Here is a 20,380-nt window from a genome sequence, read left to right on the forward strand (position 1 = left end):
GCGGAGAGCCGAAGCTCACTCGACCGAACGAACTTCTGTGAAGATCGTGTATTCGTCGGTCCGGGCGTTGTAGCCGATCCCCTTGCGGCCGGCCCAGGTATTGACCTGGTAGTGCAGCGGGATGATCGCGCCATCCTGGATGGCCACTTCCGTCGCCTCGGCCAGCAGGTCCTGGCGCTTGGCATCGTCGATCGTGGCCAGCGCCTCCTCGATCAGGGCATCCACTTCCGGGTTGGAGTAGCGCCCGCGGTTGGAGGCCCCGTAGCCGCGATCCGCGTCGTAGGTGTGGATCAGGGATTTCAGCGGCGAGGAGGCCTCGCCGGTTCCGGCGCCCCAGCCGACCAGAACGAAGGAGAACTCAGGCGTCCCGTCGGGACCGCCCCGCGACGCCCGCCGGAAGTAGACGGACCGCGGCATGGTCTCGACGCTGGTCTTGATGCCGACGCGGGTCAGCATCTGAGCGATGGCCTCCGCGATCCGCGCGTCGTTGATGTAGCGGTCGTTGGGTCCATGGATCGTCAGTTCGAAACCGTCCGGAACGCCGGCTTCCGCAAGCAGTTCCTTGGCTCCCTCGGGATCGTAAGCCACCGGCGCCAGATTGGGACTCACGCCGAAGAAGCCCTCGGGCAGAAGCTGACCGGCCTCGATGGCGACGCCTTCCATCACCCGCTCGACGATGGCCTGACGGTTGATCGCCTTGGAGATGGCCGTGCGGACCCGAACGTCGCGCAGAGGATTGGAGATCTCGCCGCCGCCGTTCGCTTTGACGAAGGGCGAGCTTTCCCGGAAGTGATCCAGATGCAGATAGATCACGCGGTTCGAGATTCCCTGGGAGAGCGTGATGTCCTCGTTGCGCTCCAGGCTCGCGATATCGGTGGTCGGCACGCCCTCGATGAAATCGACGTCCCCGGCCAGCAAGGCCGCCAAGCGCGCCGGATCCGACTGGATCGGCTTGATGGTGATTCGGCTCCATTGGGGCTGCTCGCCCCAGAAGTCCTCGTTGCGCTCCAGCACGATGCGGTCGCCGGGAACCCATTCGACGAATCTGTAGGCGCCCGTCCCGACGGCAGCATCACCGGAGTTGTAGTCCTCCGTGGCTGCTCCTTCGCCGTGAGCCTTGGAAACGATGGAGAAGGTCGAGATGTCGTTCGGCATCAGCGGCGTCGGGACCTCGGTCTTGATATGGACCGTATGGTCGTCGATCTTTTCGACCGTCTTTCCCTTGATGTAGATGCCGAAGCTCGACGGGCTGTTCGGGACGTTGGGCGCGCGTTCGAAAGTGAAGACCACGTCGTCGGCCGTGAAGGGCGAACCGTCGTGCCAGGTCACGCCTTCGCGCAGCTTGAATTCCCAGGTCAGATCGTCGAGCGCGGTCCAGGAAGTGGCCAGTCCCGGCAAGAGGGCCTGATTGGCGTCCATCTGGATCAGCGGGTTGAAGATATGACGCGCCAGGGAGTTGTTCGGCGTCAGATTGTGGTAGTGCGGATCAATCGACGTCGGCTCCGACGCCAAGCCGACCGTCAGTTCCTCGGCCGCGGCCGCAGCCGAAAAGCCGAGGGTCGCCGCGGCCAAGACCGCGGTCGCCGCAAGTTTGCGGATAAACATCCCCTGATACTCCTGTTCGTGATGCACTCCGGCGGAACGGCCTTTCCGACCGCTCCTTGTTCTTTGCAGGCAGTCTGATCAGTCTGAGCGGACTTGTGGAGTCCAATCTGTCCCGAAACACGTGTCAGATGTGGTGCAAGATCTTGGACAAGAACTGCTGGGCCCGGTCGCTGCGCGGCGTGCCGAAAAAGGCGTCCTTGGCGGCATCCTCCACGATCTCGCCGTTGTCCATGAAGACCACCCGGTCGGCCACCTTGCGCGCGAAGCCCATTTCGTGGGTCACGACCATCATGGTCATGCCTTCCTGAGCCAGTTCCACCATGACCTCCAGCACTTCGTTGATCATCTCCGGATCCAGCGCGGAGGTCGGTTCGTCGAACAACATCGCGATGGGATCCATGGCCAGAGCGCGGGCGATGGCGACGCGCTGCTGCTGACCGCCCGAGAGCTGACCCGGATGCTTGTGCGCATGCTCGGACAAACCCACCCGTGTCAACAGGCCAGCCGCCTTGACCTCCGCCTCCGCCCGGCTGCGGCCCAGCACCTTCTCCTGTGCTAGGCAGATGTTGGCGGTCACGGTCATGTGGGGATAGAGCTCGAAGTTCTGAAACACCATCCCGATTCGCGCCCGCAGCTTCGGCAGATCGGTCGCGGGGCTGGCGACCTCGACCCCGTCGACCGTGATCTGTCCCTTCTGAAAGGGCTCCAACCCATTGACGCATTTTATAAGTGTGGACTTGCCGGATCCGGAGGGGCCGCAGACCACCACGACTTCGCCCTTGGCGACCGAGGTGCTGCAGGACCGCAGCACCTGGACGTCGCCGTACCATTTGTCGATGCCTTGGATCTCGATCATTTGGCGAACTTTCCCTGGAGTCGCCGGACGTAGAGCGACCCGCTGAAACAGATGACGAAGTAGACTGCCGCTGCGAAGAGATACATCTCGATCAGCCGGCCTTCGTTGCGGGCAACGATGGTGGTTGCCGTCATGAAGTCGCGCAGCGCCACGACGAAGACCAGGCTGGTGTCCTGAAACAGGACGATGCCCTGGGTCAGCAGCACCGGCGTCATGTTGCGAAAGGCCTGGGGCAGCACGATGAAGCGCATGGTCTGGCCGTAGGTCAGTCCCGTCGCATAGCCCGCCGCGACCTGCCCGCGGGACACGGACTGGATGCCGGCTCGGATGATCTCGCTGTAGTAGGCCGCCTCGAAGAGCGTGAAGGCGATCAAGGCCGAATAGAAGCCGCCCACTGGCCGCCCGATCGCCAGGGGCACCAGGAAGAAGAACCAGAAGATCACGAGGATCAGCGGCATCGAGCGAAAGAAATTCACGTAACCAGCGGAGACCAAGGCGAGCAGAGGAAAGCCGGAGAGACGCATCAGGGCCAGGACGACGGCCAGAACGATACCGCCCGCCGCCGCCAGAAGCGTCAGGAGGAAGGAGAGCGCGAGCCCCTCCGCCAGAAACGGAAGAGAGTCGAAGATCACACCGAGATCGAAGCTCATCGTCCCGCCCCTCCGGCGATAAAGCCGGGAATCCGCGCCCGCCGCTCGACGAGACTCATTCCGGCAGTCACCGTCAGCGTGATGACGACGTACATCACGGTCGCCGCCGTGAAGGCTTCGAAGCCCTGAAAGGTGTACTCGGTGATCTGACGGCTCTGGGCGGTGAGTTCGAGTACGCCGATGGTCAAGGCGAGCGAAGAGTTCTTGAAGATGGTCAGGAACTCGGAGGTCAAGGGCGGCACGATCAGCCGGTAGGCGACGGGCAGAAGCACGTAGCGATAGAGCTGCGCCGTCGTGAGACCGCTGGCGTAGCCTGCCAGGCTCTGACCGCGCGAGATCGACTCGATGCCGGAGCGCACCTGCTCGGCCACCCGCGACGCCGTGTAGACGCCAAGCCCGATCACCGCCGTTGTGTACTCGGGCAGCGGCAGGTCGCGTTTGACCCAGCGGCCCCAATCGTCGGGCAGTAGCTCCGGCACGACGAAGTACCAGATGAAAAGCTGCACGAGCAGCGGCACGTTGCGAAACAGCTCGACATAAGCGGTCGCCGCGCCGCGCAGCCAGCGGTTCGGCAGGGTCCGCGCCACGCCGACGACCGAGCCGAGACTGAAAGCGATAATCCAGGCCGCGCTGGCAACCGCGAGCGTCCAGCCCACGCCGGAGATCAGCCAGCCGAGATAGGGATCCTGCAAGAGGATGCCCCAGTTCCAATTATATTGCATCGACGCCCTTGGTCAGACCGGACCAGCAAATTGCTCTAACAGCGGCGTCAGCCCGGCGCGGACTGCGCCGGGCTGACTCTCACGGGAGCGCGTTTACTCCGGCAGCGCGTTGAGCTGCCAAGCGGCCTCAAGCAGATCGGTCGGCGGTTCGGAGACATCGTCGCTGGTCGGGAAAGGCTCGAACCACTTGGCGTAAATCTCGCGGATCTCGCCGGAGCGGAACAGATCGGCCAGAACGCGGGTCCCTAGAAGCTGGAACGCGCTATCGTCGCGCCGAACCATGATCGCGTAAGGATCATAGGACATGAAGTCGCCGACCACCTGGTAGTTCTGAGGATCGCGGGAGCGGGTGATCAAACCCAGAAGAAGGATATGATCGGTCGAGTAGGCATCCACACGGTCGGTCTCCAGTGACAGAAACCCCTCGGCGTGATCCTTGACGTTCAGAACATCGACATCCAGGCCACCGGCCTCGATCGCCGCCTTGATCACCCGCTCGTTGGTCGTGCCCTGAGCCAAAGCGATCCGCTTACCGCTCAGATCCTCAAGCGTCTCGACGCCGGAGCCTGTCTTCACCAAGAGCTTTGTACCGGTGATGAAGGTAACCGGAAGGTAGGCAACCTGCTCCTGTCGGCTCAGCTTATTAGTGGTCGAACCGCACTCGATGTCGATGGTGCCATTGGCCATCAAGGGAATACGCGTCTGCGGCGTCACCGGCACAAAGCGGACCTCGAGGTCCGGCTTATCCAGCGTCTCCTTGACCGCGTCGACGATGCGCAGGCAGAGGTCGACAGAGTAGCCTTGCGGCTGACCGTCGTTACCGATCCAGGAAAACGGGATCGAGGTCTCGCGATGGCCGATCACGATTTCGCCCGCCTCGTCGATCTTCGCGAGCGTGCCGTAGAGGTCCTGTGCCGGCGCCGTTGCCGGCGCGAGCCCCACTGCTGCCGTGGCAAAGGCGCCCAGCAGGCCGTGACGGATCCAATGGGTTCGTCGAAACATATTCGGAAGCCTCTCCTTATCCGAGGGACGGGCATGGGGTGGCGTCGGAGAGACGCTCCCTCACCCGCGAACGGCGCAGCCCTCCGACAGAGGTGCTGCACTATCAGAAACAAGAGAGAGTACCGCTCACCTTTTGCGGTGAGCCTGCAGAGCCGAACCCGATCACGCCGATGACCATCTGGCCCGAGCGGTGAACATCCCCCGGATAGACCCTGTCGTGCCGCACTCCCAAAGGGCGGCCTTTGCGACCGTCCCCCCTTTTTGGTCTCAGCAGTGTGATCAGAGTTGGACGACTTGTGGAGTCCAAATCGTATCCGGGTCCAAGGGATAACTGGGCCGCGGCAGATGCCGCCAGTCGAAACGGTCCAGAACCGGCGATGTGAGGCCTGGGGTGTCGACCTCATAAACCTGAGCCGAAGAGAACCAGGGTGCGAAACCGGCCCGGAAGTGGCCGCGGGACTTCACGGCAACGACTCGCGCCTGTGCGATATCGCGGCCGAACATCTCGAAGAACACCGGATCGGCCGTCTGCTGCCGGTCGGAAATCACCACCACCTCCACACCGACAATCCGTAGAAGGGCGCAGACACCGAGCTCAAGCCGGCGCCCAGCGAAAAGCCCGAGCCGGCCAACCACAGGTCCGTCGCGCAGGGCGATCACTTCGGCCGGAAAAGCCACGGTTTTGGAGAATTCGCTTTCGCCCTGCCGATTGAAGACCGCCTCGAACCGAGCCCCGACACCCTGCGCCTGTGCTTCCTCGGCCAGTTGCGGATCGAAGAAGGAACCGATCAGCACACCGTCGCAACCGGCCTCGACCAGGGCCTGCAGCAGCCAAACCGTGTTCCCACCGCCGCCGCCGCCGGGGTTGTCCCCCGCGTCGGAGAAGATCACAGCCGGCGTTGTCGGATTGGCAGCAGCATCGCGGGCCAGCTCTACGGCCCGCTCGACAGAGGTCAACTGCCGACGGAACCGGCCGCGATCGCCCCAGGCCTGCTCTGCCAGCTCCAACGCCAGCAACTCGGCGACGGCTCCGTCTTCGCGTGCGGTCACCAAGATCGAGAGACCTGTCTTGGCAGAGTCGGAAAAGGCGAAGCCGCCGAGGATCGAGACATTCAGGATCTCACCAGCCAACTCATTCTGCCGACGCTGACCGGTCGCGATCAGGTCGGCATAGGGCCCCTCGGCCGTCAGCAGGGTCACGCTTGGCGGTGTCAGGGGCAGAGGGACGAAAGCCTTGGCCGGTCTCTGTCCTGTTGCGAGAAAACGCCGCAGTCCGAAGGCAGCCTCTTCACCGCGCAGCACCATGTCGACATGGGGGTTGGTCAAGTAGCCGATCAGAAGATCGGCCGACGCCACCATCTTAGCCGACAGGTTGCTGTGAAGGTCCAGCGTCGCCACGACGAAGGCCTCTGGGCCGGCCGCCGCGCGAACCCGCTCCAGGATCCGCCCATCAGGATCGAAGTCCTCCGTGGCGACCATCGCCCCATGCAGGGCGAGATAGACCCCGTCGAGTGGAGCCGAGGCGCGTAAATCCGTTTCGATCCGCGTGAGGCAGTCCTCCAGGAAGTCCTGCTCCACAGGTCCCGAAGGCTGACACCCCGTCAGCAGACTGGGGATCGCCGTCCAGGGACCCGTCGCATCCATGGCCTGCACGAAAGCGGACATTTCGCGCGGAAGGACCGACGTCGGAGCCCGCGCCTCCGCCAAAAGAGCCTGCCCTTGCAGGTAACAGCGATCGCGGAAGTCGGGCTCCCGCGCAGGCGGTGCGAAAGCGTTGCTTTCCAGCAGAATGCCGGCGAGGGCAATCCGAGGAGAGGTCGCGAGAGGGGCAGAAACTGCGGTCATGACGCGCTATGATAGTCCCGTAGAAGATATACATGAGCGACCCGATCATGCCCGAGACCATCGAAAATCCCTACCCTATCGATCTGACCCCGCCCGATATCGAACGCTGGCGGGAGGGCAATGCGGGCCTCGACTGGATCTGGCGCTTTTCGGCAGACCGGCCCGGCCCCCACCTACTGATCAGCGCTGTGGTTCACGGAAACGAGCTCTGCGGCGCCATCGCTCTGGATCGTCTGCTCTCAGAGGGTCTGCGGCCGAGACGCGGCACCCTCACCCTCGCCTTCATGAACGTCGAGGCTTACCAGAACTTCGACCCCACGGACCCCTTCGCCAGCCGCTGGGTCGAGGAGGACTTCAACCGCCTGTGGGACAGAGAGACGCTGGAGGGGCCGCGCGACAGCGCCGACCTGCGCCGCGCGCGCGCCGTGCGGCCGGTCGTCGATGCGGCCGATCACCTGCTCGATATCCATTCCATGCAGCAACCCTCTGCACCGGTGGCGCTGGCCGGCATGGCGGAGAAGAACGTCGCCCTGGCCAGAGGACTCGGCATTCCCGAGGTGATCGTTCGCGACGGCGGCCATGCCGCCGGGCGGCGTCTGCGGGACTACGGCCCCTTCGAGGATCCGGCCTCTCCTTCCACCTCTCTACTGATCGAATGCGGTCAGCACTGGGAAGCCGGCGCGGCCGATCTGGCGCTCGACTGCGCTCTGCGGTTTCTCCTGCATTTCGACGCCATCGATGCCGCGACGGCGGCCAAGCTGGCACCGCCGCCAGCAACCGCGCCGCAGAGAGTTCTAGAGATCAGCGGTCCGATCACGATCCGCAGTGACGACTTCCGCTTCGTCGAGAACTTCACGGGCCTCGAAACCGTCCCCAAGGCGGGTACGATCATCGCTTACGATGGCGAGGATCCCGTCACGACACCCTACGACGACTGTGTCCTGCTGATGCCGACCCGCAGGCTCTGGAAGGGGCAGACCGCGGTCCGCCTCGGCCGCTACACGGCACCGGTTTAAGAGGTTCAGCCGGCGTTCGGTCAGCGAAGCCAGCTTCGGACCCCCAGGCAGCTCGGGGTTGGAGGCAGTTCGCGGTCGGAGGACAAATGCGTGACCCCCTCCGCGCCGCCGTGCGGCTACCGGGGGAAGGTGTTAACGTCCACGTACGACTGCAACGGCAATCGGCATACAAGCTGAGGCGGTACGACCGTCCGGCAGTCATCTACGGAGCCGCGACCTCCAAGAAGCCAGGAGAGCCCTGAAGGGCTTACGACCCGAGATTTAGGCAACGGTCTACATCGCTGTAATGCGATCGGGGAGGTCGCGTTGCCGGCGACGTTTCTAGCGGATCCAAGTCGAGCGCGCGGGACGCGTCCGTGCATACGGTTGGAGATGGAACGCCCCGGTGACAGCTGTCTCGCAAAATCCCCTGCCAAAGCCCCCCTTGCCGAAGCCCCCCTTGTCGAAACCTCCGGGCTCCAGCGACGCCAAAGGGCTGAAGACGAGCGCGGTGCGGGGGTCGCTTTGGACGGCGCTGGAAAGCTGGGGACGGCACCTGATCGCGGCGGCGGTCTTCGTGGTCCTGGGACGGCTTCTCGGACCGCAGGACTTCGGTCTGATCGCCCTGGCTCTGCTGGTTGTCGGTCTCGCCGAACTGATCGTCTCCGACGCCTTCGCCGAGGCTCTGGTGCAGCGCGACGACCTTCAGGACCGCCATTGCGACACCGCCTTCTGGTTCCTGATGATCCTGGCGACGCTGCTGACGCTGCTGCTGATCGTGGCGGCCGGTCCGATCGCGCAGCTTCTGGGCGATCCTCGCGCGCAACCGCTGATGCAGGTGCTGAGCCCCATCATCCTGCTGAGCGCCCTGGCAACGGTTCCGGTTGCTCTGCTGCGCCGCCGACTCCGCATGAGGCCGCTGGCCACGCGCACCTTCGCCGGACTGCTGGCCGGTGGCGCCGTCGGAATCGGCATGGCGTTGAACGGCTACGGCCCCTGGAGCCTGGTCGGACAGCTTCTGAGTCAGAAGGTGGTCGAGCTGGCACTGGTCTGGCCGGCAGCTCGCTGGCGGCCGAAAACGGCCTTCGAGAGGCGGAGCTTCGACGAGTTGCGCAGCTACGGCTTGCCGATGATCGGACTGCGCCTGACGCTCTACGCCAACACCAACTTGCCACGGCTGCTTGCCGGACTGCTGTTGGGCACGGCAGCCCTGGGGTTACTGCAGATCGCCCTGCGTCTCACGGCGATCTTCAAGTCCGTGCTGCTCGAGCCCATCGCCAGGGTGGCCCTGCCAACCACCGCACGGGCACAGAGCGATCCGCGTCTCGTCAAGCAGGTGTTCCGCACCGCCTCACGTTTGATGGCCCTGCTGGCCCTGCCCGGCTTCGTCGGTCTGGCACTCGTCACCCCGACGCTGGTGCCAGTGCTGCTCGGTCCCCAGTGGGCCGAGGCCGTTCCGGCAGCCCAGATCCTGGCGCTCACCGGGGTGCCGGCCGCCCTCACCCGGATCCATACCAGCGTCCTGCGCGGGCTGGGCCATGCGCGCTGGCATCTCTATCTCGCCCTGATCAACTTCGCGCTTCTCGCCCTCGCCTTGGCCGCAGCGGCGCCCTTTGGTCTCATCTTCATCGCGCTTGCGGTCCTGGCCGCAAGGACCCTGATGTGGCCGATCAAACTCTATGTGTTCCGCCGCGTGACCGGGCTCGCGGTCGTCGGCCAGCTACGGGATCTCGTGCCGATTGCGACCGCCACCGGGGCCATGGCCTGCGCTGTCCTCCTGTGGCAGGTGACGGGTGCGCGCGACCTGCCTGAGAGCCTCGCCTTGATGAGCGAGATCGTTCTTGGCGCCGGCGTCTTCGCACTGGCGATGCTTGCCATTGGCCGCGCCGCGCTGCGCGACTGTCTTCAGGCCCTCTCCGCCGTGCGCGGCAGCACCCGAACCGTATAAGCCGAGCAAAGGTCATGACCGGACCCGACAACAGCCATGAGTGCCCCAGATGAAGGTAGCCTTCGTAACCGGCGAGTTCCCGCTCGTCTCGCAGACCTTCATATTCAATCAGCTTGCCGGCCTGATCGAGCGGGGTGTCGAGGTTACCGTCTTCTCGCTCTGGGGCCCGCCGCGCGAAGACGGAGTCGAGCAGGCCGTGGTTCAGGACTACGATCTGCTGGAGCGCACGCGTTACGCGGTACCGGTGCCCAGTTCGCTGCGGGCCCGACTGTCGAGCGGCTCGCGCTGCACCGCGAGAGTCATCCGCGTCAATCCCTCCGCGATCCTGCGCCTGCTGAATCCCCTGCGCTTCGGGCGCCGGGCCCTGTCGTTGCGCCTGCTGCACGAGGCCATCCCCCTGCTGCCGCGCCAAAGCTTCGACATCGTACACTGCCAGTTCGGAGACCTTGGCCTCTCCGCCCTCGCCTTGCGCGATGCCGGGCTGCTGCAGGGGCGGATCGTGACGCACTTCCGTGGCTACGACATCAGCCAGTTCGTGAAGAGCGCAGGGGACCGGGTCTATGCCGACCTCTTCGCGCGGGGCGAGTTCTTTCTCACCAACTGCGACTTCTTCCGGCAGCGGGTGATCGAGCTTGGCTGCCTGCCGGACCGTATCGCCGTCCTGCGTTCGGGCATCGACGTCGAACACTTCGCCTTCGCTCCGCCGCAAGCGCCCGCCGACGGCGTTCTTCGCGTCGCCTTCGTTGGCCGCCTGGTTGAAAAGAAGGGCGTCGAATATGCGATTCGGGCCGTTGCCAAGCTTCGCGAGAGTGGGCGCCGGGTCGAACTCGACATCGTCGGCGACGGCCCTCTGCGGGACAGCCTGGCGGCGCTGATCGACGCCTTGGCCGTCGGCTCCTCGGTCCGCTTGCTCGGAGCGCGGGATCATGACGCCGTGGTGGATATTCTCGCGACCGCGCACGTCCTGGCGGCCCCCAGCGTCACGGCGGAAAGCGGCGATCAGGACGCCTCAGTGAACACCCTGAAGGAGGCCATGGCGATGGGTCTCCCCGTCGTGGCAACACGCCACGGGGGAATCCCGGAGCTGGTTGAGGACGGCGTTTCAGGCTTCCTGGTTCCAGAGCGGGATGCCGACGCGCTGGCCGAAGCGATCGCGCGTATGGGGGAGTCCCCGGATCTCTGGCAGTCCTTCGGCCGGATCGGCCGGCGCCGGGTCGAAGCGGAGTACGACATGCACCGACTGAACGACCGGCTTCTGGAGCTCTACCGACAGGTCGGGACCGACAACCGGGAAGCCGCCGCCTGGACCGCCAATCCGGTGATCGTTCCGTCCCAAGCCGGCTCTTAGAACAGGATCGTCTTTGGCAGAGGCAGTACGCGAGCTGCGGCTCGGACTGCTCTAAGCCGCCGAATCGACAGGACTCGACTGGCTGCTCCAGCTGTCGTTGGCGGCATCTCGGCGACCGTGACGGGCCACGTGCCATCTATTGTGCAGATGCTCGAGGGGCCGGATCAGGCGAACCGCGATCCGGACCAACAGATCGCTGCGACCGATCACCGGCAGCTGGCGAACCTGCGGCCGAATCACCCCCTGCACCCGCCGCCAACCGGTGTTCCGGTAGCGATCCTTGAAATAAGCGGTCTCGCGGAGCTGCCACTTGTCGCGAAAGTGATGCAGGCTCTTACGTTCCCAGGTATCGCTCCAACGCAGCAGGAAGAAGGCCCAGTCGCTAGGTTCGAGCGGGCGATGACGATTGGGAAAGAGGTAGGTGACCAGCGACGTCGGCTCGAACACGACGCGCCTGCCGGCGCGACGGACGCTCATGGAGAAGTCGATATGCTCCTTGGTGCAGAGCATGGCCTCGTCGAGCGGCCCGATCACGTCGAAGATGTCCCGGCGCACCAAGACGCAATGAAATTCGCAGAAGCCCGTGTCGTGGCGCTGCAGCCGTCCGTCCCAGGCTTCAAGAGGTTCGCCATGGCCGTACATCTTCTCGGCAATTTCCCGACGGCCGCTTGAGCGTTCGTCGTCCAGGAACTCGTCGATCCGATCGAGCGGCGTGTACTCGCCCCCGGCGTGGTGGATCTCCGTATGGTAGGGAAAGCCCTGACAGATCAGCGGCGCGACGATGGCCGCGTCCGTTTCTTCCGCGCAGCGCACGAGATTGCCGAGCCAGCCCGGCGTATAGATCACATCGTTTTCCACGAAGGCGACGTACTTCGTACGCGCCTCGGCAACGCCCATGTTCCGCGCCTCGTTCGGCGTCAGATAGCGCTCCGTACGGACACGCCGGAATCCACGAGCCTCGGCCTGCTCTTCGAGGTAGCGCGCGATCCGCCGCGGCGACTTTCCGTCGATGTAGACCAACTCGAAGGGCTCGTCGGTATTGGCATAGAGGCTTTCCAGCGATTCCTGAGTCACACCGAAGCGCTCGCGCTGCGTCACCACGACGGTTACCAATGGCGTCTGCACGTTCCGCATCTCCCTCGCTGTCTAGCGGTCAACAGCCAGCGGAACCCCGCTGCGCATCTGTTTGAAGGCACACGACGCCCACAGGCTAGCGCGACCGTACCGACGCGCCCGAACGCCCGGCGTGCGAAGTCAGCGACGCCAGTGAGCGGAAAAGTAGACAAAAGGAGGGTCGAGAGAGTGGCTTCCGCAGATGCATTACGAAAAGTGGCCAAGCGCTAGCGCCTAAATAGATTCGGGCGCGACCGCGTTCGGCCTTCCTGTGGTGGCACCGCGAAAACTGCTTCAAGCACTAAGACCTACGTAGAGCGTCACCAGAAAGGCCAGGGCCGAAGCTCGGTACCTCACAGCCGCAGGCAAGCGTCGCTCAAGATGGAAGCCTCGTGCGACGGCTGACATTATGGACACACCTGTTCGATACGCGAGGAACCTGAGATGCCGCGTCAACTTCCTGCTCCACGGACCGGCCTCTCGGGACTCTGGGATCGTCTGGTCGGACCCGGCATGACCGGCGGCGAGACCACGCTCGTGGTCGGCGTCAGCCTTGCGAGCGCGCTGCTGGTGGGTCTTCATCTGGCATCGCTCGGTATGGCCTGGCTACAGATCGTCGTGGGGGGCGTGATCGCCTTCGACGTCGCCGGCGGCGCGGTCTGCACCATGACGGATACCACCAAACGCTGGCATCACCGAAAGGGCCGGACTGCAGCCGATCACTTCGCCTTCATTGGGCTGCATCTGCTCCATATCGCGGTGGTTGCCTGGGTCTTCCGAGGGCCGGTCTTCGATTGGTGGTTCCTGCTGGTGATCGGCGGCTGGCTTCTCGTTTCCGCAGCCGTCGTCCTGAGCGTGCCCGATCTGCTGAAACGCCCGACCGCCGTTGCGCTCTACCTGATCGCCTTCGCTGCCACTCTCTATGCGGTCGGGCCGACGCCGGGTCTCGAATGGTTCGCACCGGTCCTCTTCATGAAGCTGCTCCTCGGCCATGCCGTTCCGCCGGAGAGCGAGCGAGAGGCTGTATGACTTTCTGAGCTGACCGGCGGTACCCAGCAGATCCAGAGTTTGACTTGTGGCCTCAGCAATCCCGTCCTGATATCGCGGGTGGCCTTTTGACGCCCTCGTGATCCCAAGCCGCCATGGCATCCTGCGAGCCTGCGCACCGGGGGCTCCGCATGCCGTCAGCCGATCTTCTGATCCCCTTCTTTCTGGCCTCCGCGATCTTCGCCTGCATCCCTGGCCCCGGCCTGTTCTATGCCGCCGCGCAGACGCTGGCTCTCGGCCGCCGTGCCGGCTGGTACTCGGCCGTCGGTTTCCATGTCGCCGGACTTTGGCATGTGTTTGCCGCGGCTTTCGGGCTCTCGGCACTTATGACCCTGGTGCCGGCGCTCTTCACCGTCATGAAGCTTCTCGGCGCGGCCTACCTGATCTACCTCGGCCTGACCTATCTGAGACGGTCGGAGTCCGTTCTCGCATCTCACCGGAAAAGGTCGCAGCCAAGGCTTGGCAGAGCCCTGCGAGACAGCTTTGTCGTCGAAGCGCTGAATCCCAAATCCGTTCTCTTCTACCTGGCCTTCCTGCCACAGTTCACGGACCCCGCCGCAACCCTGCCTCTCTGGGCGCAGATCGCAGTCCTGGGCGGGGTCGTCAACGTGCTCTTCACGATCACCGACCTCCTGACGATCGAGCTGTCGCACAGCCTCGCGCGCCGGCTTCCGTCCTCTGACCGCATGACGGTCACGTTGCGGAAGCTCGGCGGCGGACTGCTAATCGTACTAGGCCTGAACCTGGCTCTTACCCGGCCGCCATGACGCCCTACGAACGACAGGGCAGCACTGCCAGGGGTCCACTCTCGGGACCTGGAGCTAGGCTCAGTCGTAGCGCAGGTCGAAGGTGACGGTCGAACCGTCGGGCAGGACCATCTCGCGCGCATAGATGTCGCGCCTGAGGTCGTCGTCGACGATACCGCGCACCGTGACTTCGTCACCCACGTTCGCCGGCACCATGTTGGGACCGATATAGACGTCGATTCTGCCGGAGGCATCCGCCAGACGGAACTCATCCTCGTCCAGAATGCGCTCGACGGTGCCTTGCACCGTAACGGCGGTCCCGCGTTGCACGTCGCCAATCGGTGTGATCGTCTCCGCAGCGGCCGGAACTGCGGCCAGCAAAGCGGTCAGAACTCCGGCCGTTGCCGCAGGACGAACAAATCTGACGAAGCTGTCGCGCATACCTTCACGCCTTGTCATTCACATCTCCTCAATCGAGCGCCACAAACAGCAGAACCACGGCCGCGAAGGCGGCCAGCAGCGGCCAATAACGCGGCATCACCAGGCGAACCTCTTCGGTCAGCCAGGTTTTCATGGGCTGCTGCTCGTCGTTTTCGCGTCGTGCGTTGATCTCGTTCATTTCATTCATCGCGTCACTCCGTTCGCGTCGAGATTTGGACCGATGGCGTGGGAGACTCCCGCACCTTCCATGCTCCCTTCTATCCGGCCTGCCTGACGAGACCCTGACGAAACGCGAAAAACTATCGGCTCTCGCCGAAGGCCAGATGGAACTCGGCGCCCCCGTCCGGATGCCCGCGAGCCGTCACTGCGCCGCGATGGGCGCGCTGAATGCGGGCGACGATGGACAAGCCAAGACCGGCACCGGTCGCCGGGGCCGCCGGTCCTTGCCGAAAGGCCTCGAACAGGTGGTCGGGATCGCCCTCGGGCAGGCCCGGCCCCCGGTCGCGAACGCTCAGCCCGGCGTCGGGACCGACCGTGACGGTGATGCGGCCGCCGGCATGGACAATCGCATTTTCGACGAGGTTGGTCAGAGCCAGGGTGATGGCCTCGCTATCGCCTGCGACTTCTAGGCTCGGAGTCTGACACTGCAGTTCCAACTCCGCGCCCCGGCGAATGGCAACAGGAGCCAGAGTGGCCACGACCGCTTGTGCAATGGCGCGCAGATCCGCACGCGCACCCGGTTCGATTGCGACCATGTCGGCATTCGCAGAGGCCAGAATCTGCCGGACCGTCCGCGAGAGCTGCGCCATGTCTCGGCGTAGACGCTGCGTCGCCTCGCCTTCCGGCAGTTCGTCCAGACGCGCGGTCACGGCAGCAAGCGGCGTGCGCAGCGCATGAGCGGCCTCGGCGGCCCGGCGCGTCTCGGCCGAAAGTGCTTGAGTCAGACTATCGAGAGCGCGGCCGGTCGCATCCAAAAGCTCGTCGATCTCCTTGAGCCCGGTCTCTGGCGGCGGCGCGGTGTTGCGGGCGCCCGGGTGCAAGGCGCGCGCCCAGACGGCCGCCCGTGTCACTGGGCCAAGGCTGCGGTGCACCATCAAGGCATTGGCGCCAAGCAACAGCAGGATCGCAGGGACCAGCGGGACCGCGATGTGGCCAACCAGCTCTGCGAGCAACGCAAAGCCCAGAAGGTTGGCGGGGTCGCCGCGGGCCACGAAAACGAGCCGCAGATCGGCCGCAGGAGGTCCGACCGTGTGAGAGGCGACGACCAGCTGCGTGCCCTCCCCCGGCAGACGCGCGATCCAATCGTCGGCGAAACGGCTGCTTTCCAGCGTGTTCGCGGGAATCAAGTCGTCGTTCGCCTGATCGAGCAGCCTGTCTTCCGGACCGAGCAACGCAAAACCATAGGCGGCCGGATGTGTCTCGAAGAGCGCGCGCGCACCGGACTCGATACGGTAGCCGCCGTCATCCGATGCGATCAAAGCGGCTTCCATGACGGCCATCCGCCGCTCCACCACCTTATCCTCGAGGGCTTCGCGGTCGGAGCCGTAGTAGGCCCAGATCAGCACGAGGTTGGCGAGCAGGACAGCGAGAGCGATCCAGGCGAGACGGCGCGTGAGAAGCTGCGCCATAGGAAGACTGCCTGCATTCACGCCTGCTCTCACGGGGCGCCACCCGTTCAACTTGCCGTCTCCACCCGGCCGGTTTCATCCAAGCTGTCTTCCAAGAGCCAACCGACACCGCGCACCGTATGAACCGTCGCTGGACAACCCGCCGACGCGATCGCCTTGCGCAGGCGTGATATGGCCGCCTCCAACGCATTGGGCGTCACCGCATCGTCGAGCGCGTAGACGGCATCCTCGAGAGTCCGGCGCGGGACGACCTCGCCCTTGCGCCGCATCAACTGCTCGAGCACACTCACGTCCCGTTTACCAAGCGGGATCGCCTGCTCGCGGAAGGCGACACGGCGCTGCGCGGTGTCGAGCTGCAGGCCGCAGGCCTCCAGCACCGTTCCCAGCCGTCCGCCGGGCCGGCGCAAGACGGCGCGGCACCGGGCGATCAACTCGGGCATCTCGACAGGCTTGACGACGTAGTCGTCGGCACCGCCGTCGAGCCCCGCCAGCCGGTCGGACAGGGCGTCGCGGGCGGTCAGGACGATCGTGGGCCATTCCTTTGTACGGCGGAGTTCGGCCAGAAGATCGAGCCCGTCACCGTCCGGCAGCCCGAGATCGAGAACCACCAGATCGTAGTCCGTTCCGACAACGAAGTTGCGAACATCCGCGGTGTTGGCGGCATGGTCGACGGCGAAGCCGGCGCGCCGCAGTGCGGCGGAGACGGCCTCGGCCAGGGAGAGGTGATCTTCGACAAGAAGCAGGCGCATGGCTTTCCGGTGATCGCAGGATACCGCAAGCCAAGATGTGGGTTGCCGCGCAAGTCGGCGCCAGACCGACGGGCTTATCGACTGCCGCCAACTGTGATCGGGAGCCTGGCCGTACCGCTGGGACGCTCACTCGGCGTCCCAGCGGTACCGCGCGGCGAAACGACGATCAGAAAGGATTGATGCGCGGCCAGTTCTCGGCGCCCAGCGCGATGTGGGCGGGAATGTCGGCCTGCCAGAGTTCCTGGGCTCGCGGGTGCACCTGCAGGTAAAGCTGCCCGTCGACCACTTCATAGATCAGCGGATCGCCGGGCGCGATGTAGCCTTGCGAGGCCGCCCAGGCACAGTAGCCGTCATAGGCCGGTGCATAGGCCTCCGGATCCTCGCGGAAAGTGTCGCGATTGGCTTCGCTGGTGAAGAACCATACGGCGCCGTTCCAGAAATGATTGAAGCGGGCCTCGCCGCGCTGCGGTGCATCGCCCTGCTGATAGGACACGGCATCGAAGCCGCCGACGGCAATGGCCAACTGGTTGCTGGCTTCGGCGGGCGTAAAGGCTACCGCCGCCAGCATGGCGCTGCCGGCCAGGGTCGAGAGAGCTTTGAAAGTCATAAGGGCCTCCTGCTGTGAGTAGCGCCGGCACCCGCGGGTGGGAACACGGATCGACGCTTCAGAGGTGGCCCGACCGATCATGACCGTAAAATCAACAGCAATAACCGATGCGTGATCATCTGGTTCGCCAGGCAATCAAAACGGTTCGGCCTAAAAAAGGATCGATGAAGGTCAAACGCATCAGAATGATCGCTGGGCGTTCCGCCTCCAACCCGCCTCACAGCCGACTGCGAAGCAGAGTCGAGGGCCATTGACGCTCCAATTCCTGTTGGATGAAACGTACGGCCTGGGCCGTGCCACCCTCCGAACGGATGGCACGGCCCAGGCATTCGGCGTGACCTGCGATATCGGAACTGCAAATCGCCGCACCAATGGCGTCCGCAAGACGGCTTGCGGTCAGTTCCTTTCTCGCAATCGGCTTCGGTCCGGCGCCCAGAGCATGCACACGCGCAGCCCAAAAGGGCTGATCACCAAAGAAGGGGCAAAGGACACTCGGACGCCCTGCCTTCAAGCCTGCCGCCGTGGTTCCGGCACCGCCGTGGTGAACGACCGCGGCAACTCTCTCGAAGAGCCAGTCATGGGGCGCCTGGTCGAGAACATGGATGTCGGAAGATCCGGGATGGACCTCAAGTCCGCCCCACCCCTTGCTGAGAAGACCGCGCTTTCCGGCACGCCGAAGCGCAGTGACGACAAGCTCGCCAAGCGCTTTGGGATTCCGCCCCGACAGACTTCCGAACCCAACGTAGACGGGCGCATCGCCATCCTTCAGGAAAGCCTCGAGGCTGGGCGACGGACGCCAACCGGCCGGACGGTCGAGAAACCAGTAGCCGCTGACAACGGCCTGCGGCGGCCAATCGTCGGGGCGCGGTACGACATGCCTACTGAAGGCGTTAAGCATCGGAATTGCTTCGCCGTTTGACCGCCGGCTTAAGCCCGCCTTTCGGCTGAGGCCGGAGAGCCCCAAGACATCCCGGCGAAAGGCATCGATCAGTCCGCGATAAGCCCGATACCCCAGCGCCACCAAATCATAGCTGCGCCGGTTGTACCAACCACCCCAAACCGGAGCCGACATGCAAAGAGCCGACTTGTTGAAGTCCGGCATACCCGGTGCCGGAAAGGCCTTCGTCGGTACGAACATCGGCTGCAGATTCGCCATGATCGCAGGGATTTGCAGCTTGTCGGCCACGGACGGTGCAGCCAGAACCTTAGGGTGATAGACGACGGCGTCAGGTCGGATCGCTTCGGCGGCCCGCCAGACGTCGACCATCATCTGCCTGTTTATGGGCCTCGCAAGGACGTTCAGTTTCAGCCCAGCCCGGATGGTCGCAACGGTCCCCGCTTCGCCGCCAAGAATCGTGCGGCCGAGTTCGCCATCCATCTGCTCTAGCAAGGCACTGGTCGTGGGGGCGAAGAGCAATCCACATTCCGATACCTGCCGTTCGAAGCGGCTTGCCGTGCAAAGCGTGACGTCATGGCCCGCCGAGCGGAGCGCACCACCCAACGCGATAAAGGGCTGCACGTCGCCGAGAGAGCCGAACGTCGCCAGAAAAAGTTTCAATCCGCGCCCTCGCGTTTGCGGGTTCGTCCACGACCGAACCTAAGCACTCCAGAGTCGGAGGAGATACCTGTTTAAGACGCGGTCGCCCGCTGCGGATGCGGGCCCTTCCGTCTCGGGCTTGGACTGGTACCCGGTCGAGCCTTTCCCCGAAGTCAAACGGGCCGGGGACCAGACCGGAGCATTGCCTGCGGCAGCGTGACCGGTTGGCCTGAGAGCGCGACGCACGGTTATACTCGTACATCGCCGTTTTGGCCGGCATGCTTGTCGTATGGCCGCACGACCCCATGGAGGTCTGCAAATGCGGAAAACGATGAAGGTTCTCCACACGCTTTCGGCGGCCGGCCTGCTTGGCGGCTTGAGCGTCTACATGCTGCTGCTGGTCGTGGCCCCGCAGAACACGCCGGAAGCTTACGCAGACCTGCGCGTCTCCATCATGGCCATCAGCAACTACGTCCTGCTGCCCTCTCTGGCAATCGTGCTGCTGTCGGGCCTCGCCTCAATGGTCGTGCATGACCCTTACCTGCATAAAGGCTGGGTCTGGCTGAAGGCCGCGCTGGGCATCCTGATGTTCAAGGGAATCCTGACGATTGTCGGGGCCAAGGCCGAGCATGCCATGACCGTCGCGGAGCGGATCGCGCAGGGCGAACTTGCAGCGGAGGTGCTCGAGCGGGCGGTTGCCTACGAGTGGGCCACACTCGTCGTCATGCTGGCCCTGTCGGTCGCCAACGTCGTCCTGGGAGTCTGGCGGCCGCCTCTTGGAAAGGCGCCTGCACGCCGGACCAAGCGCCCTGCGCCAGCCCATGTCCTCGTGCGCGACACCGCCACGCCAAGGGAAGAGCGCCCTAGGCCGGCGGCTTGAGAGCGCCGGGAGATAGCCGGTAATCTTCCTGACAGCGGGACGCCGGTCCTTGCCGACGCCAACCAACCGCTAACTCACCCGGCCGACTTGCGTTCGAGATGGACCGTCCGCGCCAGCATCAGGAACAACCCGATGCTGCCTGTGAAGATGACGGCGAGCACCCAGACCTCCGATTTCATGCCAGCCGCCCGCGCGCGATTCTGGAGCAGGAAGAAGGCCGCCGTCGCGCTCATCAGACGATCGAACCAGACCTGCAGTCCCCAAGGCGATCCGGCAATCACCGGCAAAAGGCCGGAAAGCCCCTCTTGGACGAGCGCCAAACCGGTCAAGGCCGAGAAGGGAACCGCGACTATCGCCGGAATAAGCCAGGCCGGCGCGGAGATCCGTTCCTTCGTCTGGGTGACGAGCAGCATGGCGACGGCGGCGACGGCAAACCCGGCGAGCGCGATCAATTCCGAATGCGGCACTCTCACTCCTCCCTCATGGTCAAGCAACGGCGACCGGGAAGGAAAGCTTCGCACGCCGCAAAGCGAACGGGCGCAAGTCCCCATCGAAGCCGCCAGCGGCATGGTGTTCAACAATCCCGGGAATTGCCACCCTATCGTTCGCCATCGCCAGCGCGCGGAGGCCGGTGGCTCTGCAGAGATTCGTCGCTGTGCCG

Annotated in this window: 20 protein-coding genes; 6 read left to right on the plus strand and 14 right to left on the minus strand. The window is 64.5% G+C overall.

The features are described 5' to 3' along the window. Positions 1–15: 15 nt before the first annotated feature. The 6 genes from ACO054_RS09030 to ACO054_RS09055 all read right to left on the minus strand — a co-directional run bounded on the left by ACO054_RS09030 (position 16) and on the right by ACO054_RS09055 (position 6,680). Complete coding sequence (locus ACO054_RS09030) at positions 16–1,605, minus strand: ABC transporter substrate-binding protein (RefSeq protein WP_421710103.1); 1,590 nt, start codon at positions 1,603–1,605, stop codon at positions 16–18. 124 nt (positions 1,606–1,729) lie between these two features. Next, positions 1,730–2,461 carry an amino acid ABC transporter ATP-binding protein gene (locus ACO054_RS09035; RefSeq protein ID WP_421710104.1) on the minus strand — a complete coding sequence of 244 codons (732 nt, stop codon included), beginning with the start codon at positions 2,459–2,461 and terminating at the stop codon, positions 1,730–1,732. Further along, complete coding sequence (locus ACO054_RS09040) at positions 2,458–3,111, minus strand: amino acid ABC transporter permease (RefSeq protein ID WP_421710105.1); 654 nt, start codon at positions 3,109–3,111, stop codon at positions 2,458–2,460. Before ACO054_RS09040 ends, ACO054_RS09035 begins: the two co-directional genes overlap by 4 nt. Then, a complete protein-coding gene (locus ACO054_RS09045) occupies positions 3,108–3,833 on the minus strand; it encodes an amino acid ABC transporter permease (RefSeq protein WP_421710106.1) in 726 nt (241 codons plus the stop codon). The genes ACO054_RS09040 and ACO054_RS09045 overlap by 4 nt, the downstream gene beginning before the upstream one ends. Before the next feature lie 93 nt (positions 3,834–3,926). After that, positions 3,927–4,835 (minus strand): amino acid ABC transporter substrate-binding protein, encoded by a 909-nt coding sequence (locus ACO054_RS09050; RefSeq protein WP_421710107.1) that lies wholly within the window; start codon positions 4,833–4,835, stop codon positions 3,927–3,929. A gap of 279 nt (positions 4,836–5,114) precedes the next feature. Beyond that, complete coding sequence (locus tag ACO054_RS09055; protein ID WP_421710108.1) at positions 5,115–6,680, minus strand: M81 family metallopeptidase; 1,566 nt, start codon at positions 6,678–6,680, stop codon at positions 5,115–5,117. 32 nt (positions 6,681–6,712) lie between these two features. Here ACO054_RS09055 and ACO054_RS09060 point away from each other — a divergent pair, with 32 nt between their 5' ends. From ACO054_RS09060 to ACO054_RS09070, 3 genes are all read left to right on the plus strand, one after another. After that, positions 6,713–7,696 carry a succinylglutamate desuccinylase gene (locus ACO054_RS09060; RefSeq protein ID WP_421710109.1) on the plus strand — a complete coding sequence of 328 codons (984 nt, stop codon included), beginning with the start codon at positions 6,713–6,715 and terminating at the stop codon, positions 7,694–7,696. 439 nt (positions 7,697–8,135) lie between these two features. Further along, a complete protein-coding gene (locus tag ACO054_RS09065; RefSeq protein ID WP_421710110.1) occupies positions 8,136–9,623 on the plus strand; it encodes a lipopolysaccharide biosynthesis protein in 1,488 nt (495 codons plus the stop codon). Positions 9,624–9,672: 49 nt separating this feature from the next. Beyond that, positions 9,673–10,971 (plus strand): glycosyltransferase, encoded by a 1,299-nt coding sequence (locus ACO054_RS09070; RefSeq protein ID WP_421710111.1) that lies wholly within the window; start codon positions 9,673–9,675, stop codon positions 10,969–10,971. A 51-nt stretch (positions 10,972–11,022) separates the two neighbouring features. Here ACO054_RS09070 and ACO054_RS09075 read toward each other — a convergent pair whose 3' ends face one another. Then, positions 11,023–12,096: a glycosyltransferase family 2 protein gene (locus ACO054_RS09075; protein WP_421710112.1), complete on the minus strand. Its 1,074-nt coding sequence runs from the start codon at positions 12,094–12,096 to the stop codon at positions 11,023–11,025. Positions 12,097–12,528: 432 nt separating this feature from the next. Here ACO054_RS09075 and ACO054_RS09080 point away from each other — a divergent pair, with 432 nt between their 5' ends. Both ACO054_RS09080 and ACO054_RS09085 read left to right on the plus strand, forming a co-directional pair. Further along, a complete protein-coding gene (locus ACO054_RS09080; protein ID WP_421710113.1) occupies positions 12,529–13,113 on the plus strand; it encodes a hypothetical protein in 585 nt (194 codons plus the stop codon). 149 nt (positions 13,114–13,262) lie between these two features. Further along, complete coding sequence (locus tag ACO054_RS09085) at positions 13,263–13,898, plus strand: LysE family translocator (RefSeq protein WP_421710114.1); 636 nt, start codon at positions 13,263–13,265, stop codon at positions 13,896–13,898. 60 nt (positions 13,899–13,958) lie between these two features. Here ACO054_RS09085 and ACO054_RS09090 read toward each other — a convergent pair whose 3' ends face one another. The 6 genes from ACO054_RS09090 to ACO054_RS09115 form a co-directional block, all read right to left on the minus strand. Beyond that, positions 13,959–14,336 (minus strand): NirD/YgiW/YdeI family stress tolerance protein, encoded by a 378-nt coding sequence (locus tag ACO054_RS09090; protein ID WP_421710115.1) that lies wholly within the window; start codon positions 14,334–14,336, stop codon positions 13,959–13,961. 10 nt (positions 14,337–14,346) lie between these two features. After that, the gene (locus ACO054_RS09095) at positions 14,347–14,505 is read right to left on the minus strand and encodes a hypothetical protein (protein ID WP_421710116.1); all 159 of its coding nucleotides are present in this window, start codon (positions 14,503–14,505) and stop codon (positions 14,347–14,349) included. A gap of 112 nt (positions 14,506–14,617) precedes the next feature. Then, entirely contained in the window at positions 14,618–15,946 is a 1,329-nt protein-coding gene (locus tag ACO054_RS09100) for a sensor histidine kinase (protein WP_421710117.1), read from the minus strand. 47 nt (positions 15,947–15,993) lie between these two features. After that, entirely contained in the window at positions 15,994–16,695 is a 702-nt protein-coding gene (locus ACO054_RS09105; protein WP_421710118.1) for a response regulator, read from the minus strand. Positions 16,696–16,861: 166 nt separating this feature from the next. After that, positions 16,862–17,302 carry a YHS domain-containing (seleno)protein gene (locus tag ACO054_RS09110; protein WP_421710119.1) on the minus strand — a complete coding sequence of 147 codons (441 nt, stop codon included), beginning with the start codon at positions 17,300–17,302 and terminating at the stop codon, positions 16,862–16,864. A 217-nt stretch (positions 17,303–17,519) separates the two neighbouring features. After that, positions 17,520–18,860 (minus strand): glycosyltransferase, encoded by a 1,341-nt coding sequence (locus ACO054_RS09115; protein ID WP_421710120.1) that lies wholly within the window; start codon positions 18,858–18,860, stop codon positions 17,520–17,522. A gap of 298 nt (positions 18,861–19,158) precedes the next feature. On the opposite strand from ACO054_RS09115, the gene ACO054_RS09120 reads away from it, so the two are divergent. Further along, on the plus strand, positions 19,159–19,719 hold the full coding sequence (locus ACO054_RS09120; RefSeq protein ID WP_421710121.1) for a DUF2269 family protein: 561 nt from the start codon (positions 19,159–19,161) through the stop codon (positions 19,717–19,719). A gap of 74 nt (positions 19,720–19,793) precedes the next feature. On the opposite strand, the gene ACO054_RS09125 is transcribed toward ACO054_RS09120, so the two are convergent. Continuing rightward, positions 19,794–20,186: a hypothetical protein gene (locus ACO054_RS09125; protein ID WP_421710122.1), complete on the minus strand. Its 393-nt coding sequence runs from the start codon at positions 20,184–20,186 to the stop codon at positions 19,794–19,796. Between the last annotated feature and the right edge of the window lie 194 nt (positions 20,187–20,380).

The organism is Algihabitans sp. (assembly GCF_965226985.1).
Taxonomy (GTDB): Bacteria; Pseudomonadota; Alphaproteobacteria; order Kiloniellales; family DSM-21159; genus Algihabitans.